Origin of the sequence: Butyricicoccus porcorum (assembly GCF_051246315.1) — a bacterium.
GTDB classification, from domain to species: domain Bacteria; phylum Bacillota; class Clostridia; order Oscillospirales; family Butyricicoccaceae; genus Butyricicoccus_A; species Butyricicoccus_A porcorum.
Genome location: NZ_CP178353.1, coordinates 2,763,064 through 2,779,459, shown reverse-complemented (window position 1 = coordinate 2,779,459; position 16,396 = coordinate 2,763,064). Strand labels below are relative to the sequence as shown.

14 protein-coding genes and 2 pseudogenes are annotated in these 16,396 nt (G+C 52.0%); 11 read left to right on the top strand and 5 right to left on the bottom strand.

The features are described from left to right. Window positions 1–10 precede the first annotated feature (10 nt). Window positions 11–634 (top strand): annotated as a pseudogene (locus tag ACLM7Z_RS13735) (IS3 family transposase); the annotation flags it as partial. Window positions 635–775: 141 nt separating this feature from the next. Here ACLM7Z_RS13735 and ACLM7Z_RS13730 read toward each other — a convergent pair. Together ACLM7Z_RS13730 and ACLM7Z_RS13725 are read right to left on the bottom strand one after the other, a co-directional pair. Next, window positions 776–1,576 (bottom strand): IS3 family transposase, encoded by an 801-nt coding sequence (locus ACLM7Z_RS13730; RefSeq protein WP_435645333.1) that lies wholly within the window; start codon window positions 1,574–1,576, stop codon window positions 776–778. After that, window positions 1,527–1,874 carry a transposase gene (locus ACLM7Z_RS13725; protein ID WP_242969781.1) on the bottom strand — a complete coding sequence of 116 codons (348 nt, stop codon included), beginning with the start codon at window positions 1,872–1,874 and terminating at the stop codon, window positions 1,527–1,529. Before ACLM7Z_RS13725 ends, ACLM7Z_RS13730 begins: the two co-directional genes overlap by 50 nt. Before the next feature lie 97 nt (window positions 1,875–1,971). Between ACLM7Z_RS13725 and ACLM7Z_RS13720 the strand changes: the two are divergent. Beyond that, window positions 1,972–2,196: pseudogene (locus ACLM7Z_RS13720) on the top strand (IS3 family transposase); the annotation flags it as partial. 53 nt (window positions 2,197–2,249) lie between these two features. On the opposite strand, the gene ACLM7Z_RS13715 reads toward ACLM7Z_RS13720, so the two are convergent. Then, window positions 2,250–3,068, bottom strand: coding sequence for an undecaprenyl-diphosphate phosphatase (locus ACLM7Z_RS13715; RefSeq protein WP_087017488.1), 819 nt, complete (start codon window positions 3,066–3,068; stop codon window positions 2,250–2,252). Window positions 3,069–3,206: 138 nt separating this feature from the next. Here ACLM7Z_RS13715 and recQ point away from each other — a divergent pair, with 138 nt between their 5' ends. From recQ to ACLM7Z_RS13690, 5 genes are all read left to right on the top strand, one after another. Next, window positions 3,207–5,036, top strand: a complete 1,830-nt coding sequence (gene recQ / locus ACLM7Z_RS13710; RefSeq protein WP_435645332.1) for a DNA helicase RecQ — start codon at window positions 3,207–3,209, stop codon at window positions 5,034–5,036. 260 nt (window positions 5,037–5,296) lie between these two features. Further along, window positions 5,297–6,052, top strand: a complete 756-nt coding sequence (locus ACLM7Z_RS13705; RefSeq protein WP_087017492.1) for a gamma-glutamyl-gamma-aminobutyrate hydrolase family protein — start codon at window positions 5,297–5,299, stop codon at window positions 6,050–6,052. 26 nt (window positions 6,053–6,078) lie between these two features. After that, entirely contained in the window at window positions 6,079–6,903 is an 825-nt protein-coding gene (locus ACLM7Z_RS13700) for an EFR1 family ferrodoxin (RefSeq protein ID WP_087017494.1), read from the top strand. Window positions 6,904–7,048: 145 nt separating this feature from the next. Beyond that, window positions 7,049–7,747: a response regulator transcription factor gene (locus ACLM7Z_RS13695; protein ID WP_435645331.1), complete on the top strand. Its 699-nt coding sequence runs from the start codon at window positions 7,049–7,051 to the stop codon at window positions 7,745–7,747. Continuing rightward, a complete protein-coding gene (locus ACLM7Z_RS13690) occupies window positions 7,744–9,468 on the top strand; it encodes an ATP-binding protein (RefSeq protein ID WP_273350677.1) in 1,725 nt (574 codons plus the stop codon). The genes ACLM7Z_RS13695 and ACLM7Z_RS13690 overlap by 4 nt, the downstream gene beginning before the upstream one ends. Window positions 9,469–9,893: 425 nt before the next feature. On the opposite strand, the gene ACLM7Z_RS13685 is transcribed toward ACLM7Z_RS13690, so the two are convergent. Next, a complete protein-coding gene (locus ACLM7Z_RS13685; RefSeq protein ID WP_087017500.1) occupies window positions 9,894–11,018 on the bottom strand; it encodes an AAA family ATPase in 1,125 nt (374 codons plus the stop codon). Window positions 11,019–11,142: 124 nt separating this feature from the next. Beyond that, the gene (locus tag ACLM7Z_RS13680) at window positions 11,143–12,078 is read right to left on the bottom strand and encodes an L-lactate dehydrogenase (protein ID WP_087017502.1); all 936 of its coding nucleotides are present in this window, start codon (window positions 12,076–12,078) and stop codon (window positions 11,143–11,145) included. Between the two features lie 146 nt (window positions 12,079–12,224). Between ACLM7Z_RS13680 and ACLM7Z_RS13675 the strand changes: the two genes are divergently transcribed. The 4 genes from ACLM7Z_RS13675 (at window position 12,225) to ACLM7Z_RS13660 (ending at window position 16,388) form a co-directional block, all read left to right on the top strand. Next, window positions 12,225–13,193 carry an acyltransferase gene (locus tag ACLM7Z_RS13675; RefSeq protein ID WP_435645330.1) on the top strand — a complete coding sequence of 323 codons (969 nt, stop codon included), beginning with the start codon at window positions 12,225–12,227 and terminating at the stop codon, window positions 13,191–13,193. A gap of 168 nt (window positions 13,194–13,361) precedes the next feature. Continuing rightward, entirely contained in the window at window positions 13,362–14,006 is a 645-nt protein-coding gene (locus tag ACLM7Z_RS13670) for a trimeric intracellular cation channel family protein (protein WP_087017506.1), read from the top strand. A gap of 84 nt (window positions 14,007–14,090) precedes the next feature. Next, window positions 14,091–14,936, top strand: a complete 846-nt coding sequence (locus tag ACLM7Z_RS13665) for an aldo/keto reductase (protein WP_273350670.1) — start codon at window positions 14,091–14,093, stop codon at window positions 14,934–14,936. A gap of 186 nt (window positions 14,937–15,122) precedes the next feature. Continuing rightward, the gene (locus ACLM7Z_RS13660) at window positions 15,123–16,388 is read left to right on the top strand and encodes an MFS transporter (RefSeq protein ID WP_165761022.1); all 1,266 of its coding nucleotides are present in this window, start codon (window positions 15,123–15,125) and stop codon (window positions 16,386–16,388) included. Window positions 16,389–16,396: the final 8 nt, after the last annotated feature.

Below are 16,396 nucleotides of genomic sequence, written 5' to 3'. Positions count from 1 at the left end.
AAGGCAAAAACATTCCCTTGCTATCCTTCTCTCAATCGCTCAACTGTCCCGTTCAACTTTCTACTATCATCTGAAACAGATGAAGAAAGCAGACAAATATGCATCTGTTAAAGAAGAAATCACTGCAATTTACCACGAAAACAAAGGAAGATATGGCTATCGCCGCATTACAGCAGAGCTTCATAAGCGCAATTTTTCTCTGAATCACAAGACCGTCCAGCGCCTTATGCGAGAACTGGGCTTGGTTTGTCGTGTCAGAATGAAGAAATATCATTCTTATAAGGGTGAAGTCGGCAAAATTGCACCGAATCTGCTGAATCGGGACTTCCACGCTGAGAAGCCGAACCAGAAGTGGGTCACCGATGTAACAGAGTTCAGCTTATTCGGAGAGAAACTCTATCTGTCTCCAATTCTCGATTTGCACAGCAGAGATCTGGTCAGCTACACAATCTCAGATCGCCCGGTATTAGGCATGGTTACTTCCATGCTGGACAAGGCTTTTGAGAAAATTCCGGATGACACAGGCTTGATCCTTCATTCCGATCAGGGCTGGCAGTACCAGCACAAACAATATCAGCGGATGCTCAAGAAGAAGGGCGTCTATAGTGGCTCAGTTGTCAAGACAAAAATCTAAGATTTTTATAATGAACTGATATAGTGGACAAGTTACAAGGAACATGTGGAGAACAGTGGAGCACTCCCCAGATTCAATATATGCTAAGCTACATATGGCATCAACATTGCCGGATAGTAGCATTCAGCCGGTGTTTGGTAATCAAGTGCAGAATGGGCGCCGCTCAAAGTTGTAGATGTAGATATACTGTCCGATAGCAGCTCTTGCTTCCCTGATGTTGTTGTACTGTGTCAGATAGGCTTCCTCATACTTGAAGCTGCGGAACCAGCGTTCAATCATGATGTTGTCTGCCCAGCGACTTTTTCCATCCATACTCTGACGGATGCCGTTTTCCTTTACAAAGTCAATGTATTGCTGACTTGTAAACTGACAACCCTGATCTGAATTCAGGATTTGAGGTTTTGCCACTTTGAAAGCTTTTTTCAGGGCACTGATAACCATTCTGGTATCAAGTGTGTCATCCACTTCCCAGCCGACAATACAACGGCTATACCAGTCGATCACGGCTGTCAGATACAGAAATCCGCGCTTGATCGGGATATATGTAATATCAATAGACCATGCTTGATTTGGCTTGTCTATGACCGCATTACGAAGAAGATATGGACATACTTTCGCCTGCTGCATTCGCTTGGAAAGATTCATCTTTGGATAGATCGGGTAAATATCCATCTCATTCATGTAGCGTCTTGCCTTGCGGCGCCCAACCTGGTAACCACGGGCTTTTAACTGTGCAGACATTTGTCTTGCGCCCCAAGCGGGATTATCTGTATGGAGATGATCAATGATCTCTTTGCAGGCCAGTTCCTCATCTGAAATAGGGGCGCCCTTGTAATAAATGCTTGTACGGTTGATGTCAAGCAACCTGGCACCAACGGAAGCCGGAATTTCCTTAGTCGTCAAAAGGTTTTGGACTAAACTTACTCTCGTAGTCAGGTCCACAAATTTCTTCAGATTTTTTTTTGAGCCAGTCAACCTGCATGGTTAACTGACCAACCTTTTTGGCATACTCCGCTTTCTCTTTTCGCTCTTCGGCAAGCTTTTCTTTGAGGTTTTCCTCTCGCTTGTCGTCGAACACAACCGAAGCATTGTTCAGGAACTCCTTTTTCCAGTTACGGAGCAGATTTGATTGGATGCTATTTTCAGCTGCCAGGGTATTGAGATCTTTCTCACCCTTAAGCAGCTCAATTACAAGGTTTGATTTGAATTTGGCACTAAAACTTCTTCTCTGTCTGGACATGATAATGGCTCCTTTCTTACATACTGGTTTAAGTATATCAGATTCATTAAAATCTGTCCGAAAAAGTGTCTTAATTTATGAGACCATTATAGTTCGCCAGAGCATGAGCCGGAAAGGCAACTGTCTGGACAACGCAGTGATAGAGAATTTCTTTGGATTGCTCAAGAGCGAACTTCTATATTTACAGGAGTTTCAATCTATGGAACACTTCAAGCAGGAACTAATTGAATATCTGGATTACTACAACAACCGCAGGATTAAGGCAAGACGAAAGGGCTTACCGCCTGCAATTCACAGACAGCAAGCCCTTTCGGCTGCTTGAACAATTTGCCTTAGAAATATTTGGGGAGCGCTGTTGCGTTTGGCTCGTTTGGCTTATGATGCAAACAGTCCGAAGTACAGCAGGACGACGATACCCAGCACAATGCGGTACCAGCCGAACACTTTGAAATCGTGTTTGCGGATGTAATTCATCAGGAATCGGATACAGAACAGGGAAACGACAAAGGCCGTGACCATGCCGACAATCATGACACCGACCTGTGCGGCGGTGTAGTTCAGGCCATATTTGAGAACCTTCAGTCCGCTCGCACCCAGCATAACCGGAATAGCGAGGAAGAATGAAAATTCAGCGGCGACCGGACGCGCACAACCGAGGAAAACCGCACCGAGGATGGTCGAGCCAGAACGCGAGGTGCCCGGAATCAGGGACAGCGTCTGGAAGACGCCGATGAGCAGCGCCTTGCGGTAAGACAGCGATTCGAGCGAAGTCGTTGTCGGGGTGTGGTGTGTGCTTTCGAGGACGATAAACAGAATACCGTAAACAATCAGTGCAATTGCGATGACCAGCGGGCCATACAGCAGATCGTGAATCAGATCGTCAAACAGGATGCCGATGACGCCTGCCGGGATGCAGCCGATGATGACTTTTTTCCACAGTGTCCATGTACTTTTCTTTTCCGCCGGTGATTTTTTGGCGGAAAACGGATTGAGCTTGTCGAAGTACAGCACCAGTACGGCGAGAATAGAGCCGAACTGGATGACGACGAAGAACATGTCGGTAAATTCCTTCGGGAAGTCCAGCTGAAGGAATTCATCGAACAGCAGCATATGTCCGGTCGAGGAGACCGGCAGCCACTCGGTAATGCCCTGGACAATACCGAGAACAAATGATTTGATGAGTTCGATAAACATAATTGTCTCCTTTGTGTGTTCAAAAAAACGATTGGTATCAGTATACCGTATCTGTTTGCAAAAGTAAAGGCTGTGGCTTGCAGGATGGCAGAAAATATGGCATACTGATACACAGAAGCCGGAAAAGGAGGGAAACGGATGGATTTAAAGCACAGATTGCTACAGGAATCATTTGGCTATGCGTCGTTCCGTCCGGGACAGCAGAAGCTGATTGATGCGATGCTCGCGGGACGCGATGTGCTCGGTGTTATGCCGACCGGCGCGGGCAAATCCATCTGTTACCAGATTGCCGGCATGCTTTTGCCGGGCGTGACACTGGTGGTTTCTCCACTGATTTCTTTGATGCAGGATCAGGTTGCGGCACTGCGCCGGGTCGGGCTTTCCGCCTGCCTGCTCAACAGCGCACAGACACCGGAGGAGCGCAGGCTGGCAATCCGGCAGGCTGCCATGGGGCGCTGCAAGCTGATTTATGTCGCACCGGAACGGCTGATGCAGCCGGATTTTGCCCAGCTGGTAAACCACCTGCCCATCGGCATGGTTACGGTAGATGAAGCGCACTGTATTTCGCAGTGGGGACATGATTTTCGTCCGAGCTATCGGAAGATACCGGAGTTTATCCGAAGCCTGCCCAGACGGCCGGTCATTTCCGCCTTTACCGCAACGGCGACAGCGCAGGTGCGTGAGGATATTGCGCAGGCACTGGGGCTGCATGCACCGGAACGGCTGGTGACCAGCTTTGACCGTCCGAACCTGCATTATGAGGTGCGGCGTGTTTATGACCGTGAAGCACAAATGGTACGGTTTATTGCGGAACAGGACGGTTCATCGGGGATTGTCTACTGCCTGACGCGCAAAAAGACGGAGGAGATGGCACGTTATCTGTGTGATAACGGCATTCGGGCGGCGGCATATCACGCAGGTATGGAGCCGATGGCACGGCGGGCAGTACAACAGAATTTTGTCGGTGGCAGCATTCCTGTCATCGTCGCAACCAATGCGTTTGGCATGGGCATTGATAAGCCGGATGTGCGCTTTGTGGTGCATTATGGCATGCCGCGCGACATCGAGAGCTATTATCAGGAGGCGGGACGCGCCGGGCGGGATGGCGCATCGGCACGCTGCCTGCTGCTGTTCGACGAGTCGGACATTGCATTGCATGAATATTTGATTGGGCTCGATCCGGAGAACCCCGCATTGACCGACGAGGAGGTCGAATGGCTCAAAAAGCGCAGACTGGAACGACTGTCCCAGATGAAACGATACGTGTTTACAGATCAGTGCCTGCGGCAGCATATCCTGCGGTATTTTGGACAGGAGGCACCGGACTTTTGTGGGCAGTGCGGCAACTGTGAGGCCTCCAGCATTGAAAAGGATGTCACGATAGACGCACAGAAAATCCTGTCGTGCGTCTACCGCACAAAGGAGCAGTGCGGCGCAGACATGCTTTGCCGTATTTTGCGCGGTTGTGCGGATGTGGATATCTGCGCGGCCGGGTATGATGCGCTGTCTACCTATGGCATTCTGCGCGATGCTGAGCCGGAGGACATTGCAGCGGTCATCAGTCACCTCATCAGCCGCGGATATTTGATACGGCAGGAAAATCCCCATATTCGCCTGCGGCTGAGTGCGGGGCCAAAAAATGTGCTGTTTCACGGCGAAAAAGTGAGGATGCGCGTGCGTGTCTCGCAGAAGGAGGCGCGGCTGGCGCGTGCATCCAGCCAGTCTGAGCGGCCTGAGCTGTCACGCGAGCTGCGCAAATACCGGCAGAAATCAGCGGCACGGCATGGCATTCCACCGCACAGTGTCTTTTCCGACCGGACACTGGAGGCACTGGTGCACGCATTGCCGCAGACAGAGGATGAGGTGCAGGCGGTTGCAGGTGCAGACGGCAGGGCAAAAAAAGAGTCGAAAGCAATCCTGCGTGTCATTCAAAAATATTGTTCTGTATATTTTTCAGAAAAAGAATGAAATCTTTGGATCGTTGTGGTATACTAACAGAGAAGATTTCAGATAATGCGGGGTGAATAACCATGAACAGAGGTCTGAGTATTGCGACCCTTTCCCTTGGCGCATTGATTACTATGCTGGGAACAGCAATTGTAGCAGTCAGCGTGGCAAGCATGGGCCATTCGAAGATGGAATTTTAATCAAATACGAAATAAATGCAGCAATGGAGCGGATGCGATAGGTATCCGTTCTATTTTTTTGCTATTTTGGAGGAAATAACTATGAATCGACCAGCAATTATTGGCATTGTACCGCTCTATGACAAGCAGCGCAAAAGTCTTTGGATGGTTCCCGGCTATATGGAGGGAATTGTGCAGGCGGGCGGTCTGCCTGTTATTTTTCCACTGACATGCGACAGAGAGAAGCTGGAGCAGCTGCTCGACCGTGTGGACGGTGTGCTGTTTACCGGAGGTCAGGATGTGGATCCTGCGCGCTATGGACAGCAGATGCAGGACAGTTGTGGAGAAATCTGCCGCAAACGTGACGAGATGGAATGGGAGCTGCTGCGCCTGTGCCGCGTGCGCCGCAAACCTGCTTATGGTATCTGTCGCGGCATTCAGCTGTTCAATGCCGCACTGGGCGGCACACTGTATCAGCATATTCCGGACGAGCTTCCGAGCGAGGTGGAGCACCATATGACTCCGCCGTATGACCGCGCGGTGCATCCGGTTACGGTCGATGAGGACAGCATGCTGTATCGGATTCTCGGCAAATCCAGCCTGCGCGTTAACAGCTATCATCATCAGGGTGTACGCGACCTGTCCCCGGTGCTGACGGCCTGCGCATGGGCACCGGATGGGCTGGTAGAAGCCGTAGAGGACAGAAAGCAGCCGTTTTTCCTTGCAACTCAGTGGCACCCGGAATTTTCGTGGGAAAAGGATGCGAGCAGCCGTCGGATTTTTCAGGCATTTGTTGATGCCTGCCGCCAGACCGCAAGAAAGTCGTTGGGTTATTCGACTGTTTGTGATATACTATAATTATTACAGACAGTGGAGGGAAGGATATGAAAATTCAGCGCATTCGGCTGATTTATTTCAGTGCGACGGGCACGACACAGAAGGTGCTGCGCTGTATGGGCGAAACACTGGCACAGGAGCTGGGGGCTGCGGTGCAGGAGGACGATTTTACGCTTCCGGCGGCGCGGGAGCAGACGGTAGCATGTATGCCGGATGAACTCGCGCTGGTCGGCACGCCGGTATATGCCGGGCGCGTGCCGAATGTGTTGCTGCCCTATCTGAAGGGACAGCTCACGGGCAGCGGAGCACCCGCCGTTCCGATTGTACTGTTCGGCAACCGGAATTATGACGATGCGCTGATTGAGCTGCGCGATTTGCTGGAGGCAGCCGGTTTCCGTACAGTGGGTGGCGCGGCCTTTGTCGGAGAGCATTCGTTCTCGGATATACTGGCGGCGGGGCGCCCGGATGCGGCGGATTTGAAGCGCGCAGAGGAATTTGCACACGCGCTTGCGCATAAAGTGCGGACACTGGAATGTGTGCCGGAGCAGCCGGTTCCTGTGAACGGACAGACTCCGATCCGACCGTATTACACGCCGCGCGACCGGCAGGGCAATCCGGTCAATATTCTCAAGGTAAAGCCAAAGGTGAATGACCGGTGTGATGCCTGCGGCCTGTGCACGGAGGTTTGCCCGATGGGTTCCATTGACCGCACAGATGTGCGAAAGTATACCGGAATCTGCATTAAATGCGGCGCGTGCATCAAAAAATGTCCGCAGCAGGCACGGTACTATGATGACGCCGGTTATCTGTACCACCAGCATGAGCTGGAGGAGGGGTATACCCGCCGGGCAGAGATCGAACTGTTTTTATAAAATCGGATATAGCATGACAATCCCCGGCAAACAGCGCCGGGGATTGCTTTTTCTTTGAGACTTTACATACATTTTACGTTGGGGTCGGTGGGAATCTGCTATAATAAGAAATGAGATTAAGATTTTTTCAAAGACGGAGGAAACTATGGACAATCTGTCGATTTACGTGGTAGAGGACGACGAGAGCATCCGCACGATGGTAGTATATGCGCTGAACGGAAGCGGTTATGTGGCGAGAGGGTTCTCAGACAGCCGGGCTTTTTTTCAGGCAGTAGATGAAAAAGCCCCCAATCTCGTGCTGCTGGACATCATGTTGCCAGGTGAGGATGGGCTTTCCATCCTGAAGCGCCTGCGCAGCACGCCAAAGACAGCACGCATTCCCGCCATTATGCTGACGGCGAAATCTACGGAAATGGATAAGGTGCGCGGGCTGGATATGGGTGCAGACGACTATGTGGCAAAGCCGTTCGGCATTCTGGAGCTGCTGTCGCGCATTCGCGCCGTGGCGCGCCGCACGGTGGAATCCGGCAGACAGACTGCGGAAGAGGGAAACGGTATCTTTGAATACCAGAATATCCGTGTCGATGAAGCGAGCCATATCGTCACAGTGGATGGCGCGGAGGTCATGCTGACGCGCAAGGAATTCAAACTGCTGTGCGACCTCATGCGCAATCAGGGGCGTGTGCTGACGCGCGACCAGATTATGGAACAGGTATGGGGCTTTGATTATGGCGGCGCAACGCGCACAGTAGACATTCATATCAATACATTGCGGAAAAAGCTGGGCGATGACGGCACGATGATTCAGACCGTGCGCGGCGTAGGCTATAAGATCGGAAAATGAGTAACAATAAACAGCAATTTAATACACAGATGAAAAAACGTATTTACTGGGTACTGCTGCTGCTCAGTGCGGTTGGCGTTGTCAGTGCCTGCATCCTGACACTGACAGTTGCCATGCAGTATTCCATGCGGCAGGCAGAGCAGATGATCTGCGATCTGACGGATACCATCAGCGAGTCATATTCCTACATGACACAGGATGAGTATACGAAGATGCTCGCACATCTGCCGGATAATACACGTGCCACGCTCATCACACAGGACGGCACAGTGCTTTATGATTCCGATGCGGCTGCATCGGAGATGGAAAATCACCTCGGCCGCCCGGAAATTCAGCAGGCAATGCAGGATGGCAAGGGCGAGGATATCCGGCAATCCGCCACAATGAATACATCCACGTATTATTATGCAGTCAGTCTGCCGGATGGCTGTGTCCTGCGCCTGTCGCGCAGCTATGCCAGCATCCGCAGTATGGTTTTGAATACCATTCCGGGCATTGCCGTGATTTTGATTGTGCTGTTCGGACTGGCGCTCTTCCTGTCGCGCGGGCTGACAAAGTGGATGATCCGCCCGGTCGAGCGGGCGGCACGCGCATTGGATCACGACGAGGAGAGCGGCGCGACCTATGATGAACTGACGCCGTTTGTCTCGCACATCCGGGCGCAGGATCAGCAGATCAATGACCAGAAAGCAACACTGGAGCAGGAGCGTGAAACACTCGGCATCATCACGAACAGTATGCGCGAGGGTCTGCTGTTGATATCGAAGGATAAAAATGTCGTATCCATCAATCCGAGTGCCATTCATATGCTGACCGGCCGGAAGGCAGATGTATATGAATTCCAGGGACACAATTACCTGATTGTCAACCGTACACGCGAGATGCACGAATGTGTCACTGCGGCGCTGGAAGGAAACAGCCGCGATGCGGTATTCTCGATGTACGGGAAAATTTATCACGTCTATGCCAGCCCGATGATCCGGCTGGCGGAGGTGCAGGGCGTTGTTGTCATTGTACTGGACGAGACCCAGCAGCGTCTTGCCGAACGCAGCCGCCGGGAATTTTCCGCAAATGTCTCACATGAGCTGAAAACACCGCTGACTTCGATTTCCGGCTATGCCGAGATGATGGAAAATGGCATGGTTTCCAGCATGGATGATATCCGCACGTTTTCCGGCAGCATCCACAAGGAGGCGCTGCGGTTAATTGCATTGATTGAAGATATCATCCGCCTGTCGCGCATTGAGGAATCGCCCAGACAGGCAGATGAAATGGAATCGGTTGATCTGAACGAGCTGTGTGCGGCCGTTTTGGAATCTCTCGATCCGGTCGCGAAGAAAGCGAAGGTATGCCTGCATCTGGACGGCTCTGTGCCGCCAATTTCCGGCGCAGAGGCCATGCTCAGTGAAATGGTGTATAACCTGTGCGAGAATGCCATCAAATATAACCGCCCGGACGGCGATGTTTGGGTTACGCTCACCGATGATGACGGCGAGATCGAGCTGAAGGTGAAAGACACTGGCATCGGCATTCCGGAGGAGTCGCAAGTGCGTGTTTTTGAGCGCTTTTACCGCGTGGATAAAAGCCGTTCCAAGCAAATCGGCGGCACAGGCCTCGGTCTCTCCATCGTCAAGCATGTGGTGGAATACCACCTCGGACGTGTAGAGCTGGACAGCACATTGGGAGTCGGAACAGAAATCCGTGTCTGGCTGCCTAAATAACAGATGACAGCAAAAGAAAAGAGCGAACAGTTTTCCTGCGACAGGGAATCGTTCCCTCCTGTCCCGTCCCGGTATTGGTCTGCCGGGGCGGGATTTTTTGTTGAAATTCGTGAGGGGATATGCTATCCTGTCGAACAGGAAAACTTTGTTTTTCAGCGCGTCGTCCTGCCCTGCGGTAGGCGGTTATTCCCACCGAACCTTTACAGAGGGGAGGTGGTGCGAAATGGTTACTTATGAAGGGTTATTTCTTCTTCTGACGTTTCTTGTCGCATTTGCCGATCTGATTATTCAGATATGCAAAAGAAAATGACCGCCATCCTTCCAAAGACATGCGGTCAAATTCTTTTGACAATGTTTAGGGGATAACCGTCTACAGGCGGCGCGCCCTTTTTCTATCTTTAGTATACCCGTTTCGCGCGCGCTTGTCAATTCCTCCCGGCTTCGATTTCCTCCGGCGGGATGCTGCGTGCAAGGCTGTGGTTTTTATAGGTGCTGTCATTCGTAACCTCACGAAGAACAATCAGATAGGGTGGAAAGATAACATGCTGTTCCGGGGTGTTCAGCTGAACCTCGAGAATTGCCTGATGCTTCCAGAATGGGTACACATCAATTTCAAAGTATAGGTTGTTTTCTGTCAGGCAGTAGCGGTTTTTGCGGATCTGCCGCAGAGAGGTATCTGCATCCATGAGCAGGCTCAGATATTCATCCTTGGTAATGCGCTGCTCTGTTTCAATGCGCTTGCCGTTTGCGACGGTCTTCTTGGCTGTTTTGATGTAGATATAGCTGCCATCCCGTCCGCGCTGGCGGATGCGTAGCTCTACATTACTGTCACTGCTGATGAGATAAGTCTGGATGATTTCTACCTTTTTGCAGTTCGGCATGCGTTCCAGATGTTCGAGGTCAGGCATGCGAATGAGAAATTTGCTCTCGATTTCATATGGGTCGGGTTCGCCCAGAAACTGTGTGATTTCATTGACCAGCCGTTTCATTTTGGTGTTAAAATCGGTGGAATTGTCGATAACACGCAGGTATGGATGCCCCGTCCAGCAGGAAATCAGCTTTTGATCCATCGCAATAGCCTGTTCCGGCGTTTCGGTGCGCGCCTGATTGTTGGCGAGCGTATAGAATTTGGTTGCGCCCTGTGCCGCCGTAACGAGATGAAACACTGCATCATAGTTGTCGCGGAACGAGATCTCGCTGCCGCCCAGCTCACGGCACAGAGATTGGAACTCCTCATCAGTCATATAGGCTTTGTTGTCCAGAATGCCGCGGTCAGCGACAATCAGGATTTTTTCGTCATCCATGTTGCGCGCTGCCATTTCAAACACGCGTTCCTTCTGGATTTGCAGCGAAACCAGCGCCTTCTGGAATTCATAGTTTGAGCTGACCGTCCACGGCGCGACACCGCCCAAAATCAGTTCGGACGCGGTTTCCGGAATGAACAGCACCTTATAGCCGCGTTTGGACAGGTTGCTTTCAATCCAGGTCATGGCGGTGGATTTGCCGCCGCACGGGCCGCCGGTGATAACGATTTTCGTGATAGATTTCATATGAGGATATCCCTCCCGTGGTGCAGGTTTCCATACGTTCAGTATAGCGATTCCGGCAGAAGAAGTCAACGCGGGCAAAGAAAATCCACTGCACGCAGGCAGTGGATTGAAGACAATGTGCAGGCTACAGTTGGAGCTGGTCGAGGGCATTTTGCAGTGTTTCAGCCGAGCGGTGCAGCTGCTGCATTTCGTCGGGACTGAGCGGGATATCCAGAACGGTTTCGACGCCGCCGCGTCCGACAACGCATGGCAGACCGATGCAGACCTTGCCGAGCCCGTAATGCCCTTCGGCATAACAGGAGATGGGGAGTACGCTGTGCTCGCCGCGCATGATGCAGGTGGCAATGCGCAGCACGGACATGGCAATGCCGTAGTAGGTTGCACCCTTGCCCTCGATAATTTCATAGGCGGCATGGCGCACGGACTCGAACAGACCGGAAAAATCATCTGAAAGTCCGCGCCCGATGCAGTAATCGTCCAGATCAATGCCGGAAATATTCGCACTCGACCATACGGCAAGCTCACTGTCGCCGTGCTCACCGATGACGAAAGCGTGTACATTTCTGCCATCTACGCCGAGCTTTTGACCGAGCAGAAATTTCAGGCGGGCGGTATCCAGCACGGTGCCTGTGCCGATGACGCGTTCAGAGGGAAAGCCGGAGATACGCAGTGCAATGCCGGTCAGCAGATCAACCGGATTGGAGACAATCAGGAGGATCGCATCCGGACAGACGCGCGTGATCTCTGTGATGATCGAGCGCATGACAGCGGCGTTGCGTGTCAGCAGGTCAAGACGGCTCTCGCCGGGCCGCTGTCCGACGCCCGCAGCGATGATGACCATGGCGGCGTCCTTCAGGTCATCATAATCGCCGTCCATGACGCGGCACGGTTGAGAAAATGAAACACCGTGGCTGATATCCATCGCCTCGCCATGTGCACGCTTCTGGTTCATATCAATGAGGACAAGCTCGGAGAACAGGCCGTGTGTGGCGAGTGTATAGGCTGCCGCTGCCCCCACGCTGCCGCAGCCGATGATGCCACATTTTCGGGAATTTGTCAAAATTCACACTTCCTTCATAAAAAATTGATGCATATGTGTTTTCATAGTTTTTCCAATGTGGTATGATGTATGCATGGGTTTTGTGCGTGAATATAGCGAAAAAACCCAATTGATGAAATTTTCAGAAGAGAGTTGATCTGCACACAATGAAACGAAGAATGGTTTATCCTGATGTCCTGCGTGCGCTCAGCTGTATCGCGGTCGTTTTCCTCAGTGTATCCATGGCGGCGGGCAGCACGGCGCTGAGTGGATTGCTGACATGGGCGGTTCCGCTGTTTGTTATGCTCAGCGGTATGTTTTTCCTCGACGGCAGCTGGTACATCAGTCCGCGTGATATGGCGCGGAAATATGCCATGCGGCTGCTGGCTTCGTACATCGTCTGGTTTGTTGTCGCGGCGGTCGTCAATCAGGCCACCGGCGGCGTGCTCCAAGGCATTTTGAGCGGACAGGGACTGTATTTGAACTTCCTGTTTGTCATGATTATCCTGTATGCCATTTCCCCGGTTCTGCGCGTATTTACACGCGCGGCACAGCCGAAGGAATTACAGTTTGTCGTTATCTTTGGCTATCTGATTGGATGTGTGTACCCGTTTTTCCAGATCCTGCTGGGCACGACCCATCTGGCAGATTACGCAATGCTGGGCTTTGGCCTGATCGCTGTGTTTGTCACAGGCTGGTATTTGCGCAGCGCGATGTTCACGCGCAGGCAGCTGCGCGTCATTTACTTGCTCGGTGGCATCTGTCTGCTGCTGACGTTGCGCGGCTTCTGGTTTGGCTCGACGGCGTTCACCACCGATCCGGCAATGATGATTGTTTCGCCTGACGCGGTGCTCATCGCCATGGCGCTGTTCCTGGTTGTCAAGAATACGCTGTCCGGTATGCGCCTGTCGCGCAGGGTGTTGCGCCCGATTGCAGCGCTGTCTCAGCTCAGCTTTGGCATTTACCTGATTCATCCGATTCTGATGGCAGTTCTCTGCTATATGCTCAACCGCGCAGGCGTTGTCCTTCCGGCAGGCGTGTTCATTCCGGTCGCGGCAATCGGCCTTCTGATTGTGTCAGGTGCGCTGGCGTATCTCATCCGGAAAATTCCGAAAATCGGAAAATATCTCGCATAATACAGGCGGTTCGGCGTATGCCGAACCGTCATTTTTTGTTTCAGGTAACGCCTGAATGAAAAGAAAAATGGATCATTTGAGACTTGCATATCCGTATTGACTGTGATAGAATGCATTGAAAAGAAAAAATGTGGAGATACCGGAGCTTTTCCGGTAAAAAAGATGTGTATGAATTATTCAGATTATTTCATTTTGATGATGGAAATCCTGGGAACGGTATCTTTCGCGTCTTCCGGTGCTATGCTGGCGATCCAGCGGCGGATGGATGTCTTTGGTGTGACAATACTGGGAGTAACGACAGCAGTTGGCGGAGGGGTTATCCGGGATCTGATTCTCGGAATAACTCCTCCTTCTATGTTTCGTGATTTCAAGTATGCCCTCATGGCAATCGTGACTTCTCTCGTGATTTTTACATTGATGTGCCTGCGCAGACAGCTTTTCTCCGGGAACTTTCTGATCTGGTACGATAAGGTGATGAACCTTTTTGACACGGTGGGACTCGGTGTTTTCACGGTTGTGGGCATGAACACGGCCGTTCAGACAGGCTATGGCGACAACTATTTTCTTCTGTGCTTCGTAGGCGTCGTGACCGGCGTGGGAGGCGGCATGATGCGTGATATCATGACCGGAACAATGCCATATATTTTTGTGAAGCATATCTATGCTGTAGCTTCTCTGGCAGGTGCACTGGTATTTGTGCTGTTTTATCGGCATGTCCCGGAAATTGTCGGGATGCTCCTGGGAGCCGGAACGGTCATTGCCATCCGAATTCTGGCAGCACATTACCGATGGAACCTGCCGCGGGTGTCATAACTGTCTGGTTGTTTTGCTTTGCAAGCATGCAGGAATATGATATACTAAATATATCTGCAACAGCAAACAATGGGAGGAAATTGTATGGATTTACAGACACGCATTCCGATTTGCAACGGGACATCCATCCCGTGCGTCGGCTTTGGTACATGGAAGACGCCCAACGATGAGGCGGCTGCATCGGTCGCAGAAGCCTTGCGCGTGGGTTATCGCCACATCGATACAGCGACAGCTTACGGAAATGAAGCAGGTGTGGGCAAGGCGATTGCGGAGTCCGGCATTCCGCGTGAGGAAATCTTCCTCACCAGTAAGCTGTGGAACCCACATCAGGGCTACCAGAGCACGCTGGACGCATTTGAACGCTCGCTGGAAAAGTTACAGACCGATTATCTCGACCTGTATCTGATTCACTGGCCGCATGACCGCAAGTATTTCGACAATTGGGAAGAGAAAAACATCGAGACCTGGCGCGCATTTGAGAAGCTGTATCACGATGGTCGCATCAAGGCAATTGGCGTCAGCAATTTCCGTCCGCGTCATCTGGAGAATCTGTTCAACAATTGTGAGATTAAGCCGATGGTTGACCAGATTGAAATTCATCCGGGCATGGCACAGGACGATATGCTTGCCTACTGCCGTGAACACGACATGGTCGTGGAGGGTTGGAGCCCGATGGCAACCGGACGCATTTTCTCCGTCCCGGAGGTACAGGAGCTGGCGGCGAAATATAACCGTACCGTCGCACAGGTTGTCCTGCGCTGGCATGTCCAGCGCGGCGTTATCCCGCTGCCGAAATCCGTCACGCCGTCACGCATTGCGGAAAACAGCAGGATTTTTGATTTTGAACTGGAGCCGCAGGACATGGCGCGGATCAGTGCACTGACGGATTGCGGCTGGTCTGGCCTGAATCCGGACAATCTGGTGTATTGAGCACCGCAAGAATCTGTAAACAGGACGGGTTGCCCACCTTTTTCCATTGGGAAGAGGTGGGCATTTTGCCTATAAAAGGCAGTTCAAAACATGGAAACATGGTATCAATGCGGATTGATTCTTTTACTGCAAGGGAATATACTGGGTGAGGTTTTACAGATTACGGGAAAACGAGGGAAATTTATTATGACACAGGTTATCAGGCGCCGCGTTTGCCCGCATGCACTGTCACAGAGACTGTTCCTGCTGTGCGCTGCGACGTATATTATCGGATTGTTTGGACGCCTCAGTTATTCAGCCGTCATGGTTGATCTGATTTCATCCGGCAGCATGGACAAGACGCAGGCGGGATTGGTCGGTACGGCACTGTTTATTGTGTACGGTGTCTGCCAGATTTTCAGCGGCCTGATCGGCGACCACATCAGCCCGAAAAAGCTGGTGTTTACCGGCGTGCTCGGTTCGGCTGTCATCAATCTGGGCATGGGGCTGACGGGAACCTATGGTGTAATGGTTGTACTGTGGTCGCTCAATGGCGTGTTCCAGTCGCTCATCTGGTCTCCGGTTGCGCGCATCTTTGCGGAACAGCTGCCGCCAGACCAGCGCAAACGCGCGTGCAGCAATGCGGCGGCAACCTATCCGCTGGCGACAGTGCTGACCTATCTGCTTGCTTCGGTCATGCTTGCATTTTTGGGCTGGCGCAGTGTGTTTTTGATTTCCGGTATTGTCATGGTGGCTGCTGCTGCATTCTGGTTTGTGCGCATGAGTTGGTTTGAGCGCACGATTGCAGAGCACGGTGAAATGGAAACCATTGAGCTGCATCATCAGGCGAACAGCAAGCAGAAGGACGGACTGATTCATCTGATGATTGTGTCGGGCATTCTGCTCGCTTCCATCTCTTCCATGACGCACGGCATGCTGCGTGACGGCATTCAGACCTGGCTGCCGTCGCTGATGACGGAGAACTTCCACTTCGGCACCTCGGCTTCGGTCGCGCTGGATATCATTCTTCCGCTGGTCAATATTTCGGGCGTCTTTATCACCAAGGCAATTGCGAAAAATCATATTAAAAATGAGCTGAAGGGTTCAGCGGGATTCTTTGCCGTCACGATTGTGGCGCTGTCGCTGCTCGGGTTTGTGTGTGACAGCAGTGCAGTCGCATCGCTGCTGCTGCTGACCGTTGCAAGCACCTGCATGGTTGGCGCGAACATCATGCTAGTCAATCTGATGCCGATTCATTTCGGTGCAATTGGACGTGCGTCCTCAGTCACTGGCATTCTCAACTGTGCGGCTTATGTCGGCTCGGCACTGTCCAGCTTCGGTATTGGTGCCGTTGCGGACAGCTTTGGCTGGACGTCCGCCATCTGGGTCTGGGTTGCATTTTCTCTGCTCGCGCTGCTCGCGGCACTGAGCGGCTCCGGCAGATGGGGACGTTATGCGCGCTCCATTGGCTAAAAGAAACA

Bases quoted from the DNA above. Each gene is read 5' to 3' on its own strand.
- ACLM7Z_RS13725 (WP_242969781.1), bottom strand. From the start codon at position 1,874: ATGTCCAGACAGAGAAGAAGTTTTAGTGCCAAATTCAAATCAAACCTT.
- ACLM7Z_RS13715 (WP_087017488.1), bottom strand. From the start codon at position 3,068: ATGTTTATCGAACTCATCAAATCATTTGTTCTCGGTATTGTCCAGGGC.
- recQ (WP_435645332.1), top strand. From the start codon at position 3,207: ATGGATTTAAAGCACAGATTGCTACAGGAATCATTTGGCTATGCGTCG.
- ACLM7Z_RS13705 (WP_087017492.1), top strand. From the start codon at position 5,297: ATGAATCGACCAGCAATTATTGGCATTGTACCGCTCTATGACAAGCAG.
- ACLM7Z_RS13700 (WP_087017494.1), top strand. From the start codon at position 6,079: ATGAAAATTCAGCGCATTCGGCTGATTTATTTCAGTGCGACGGGCACG.
- ACLM7Z_RS13695 (WP_435645331.1), top strand. From the start codon at position 7,049: ATGGACAATCTGTCGATTTACGTGGTAGAGGACGACGAGAGCATCCGC.
- ACLM7Z_RS13690 (WP_273350677.1), top strand. From the start codon at position 7,744: ATGAGTAACAATAAACAGCAATTTAATACACAGATGAAAAAACGTATT.
- ACLM7Z_RS13685 (WP_087017500.1), bottom strand. From the start codon at position 11,018: ATGAAATCTATCACGAAAATCGTTATCACCGGCGGCCCGTGCGGCGGC.
- ACLM7Z_RS13675 (WP_435645330.1), top strand. From the start codon at position 12,225: ATGAAACGAAGAATGGTTTATCCTGATGTCCTGCGTGCGCTCAGCTGT.
- ACLM7Z_RS13670 (WP_087017506.1), top strand. From the start codon at position 13,362: ATGAATTATTCAGATTATTTCATTTTGATGATGGAAATCCTGGGAACG.
- ACLM7Z_RS13665 (WP_273350670.1), top strand. From the start codon at position 14,091: ATGGATTTACAGACACGCATTCCGATTTGCAACGGGACATCCATCCCG.
- ACLM7Z_RS13660 (WP_165761022.1), top strand. From the start codon at position 15,123: ATGACACAGGTTATCAGGCGCCGCGTTTGCCCGCATGCACTGTCACAG.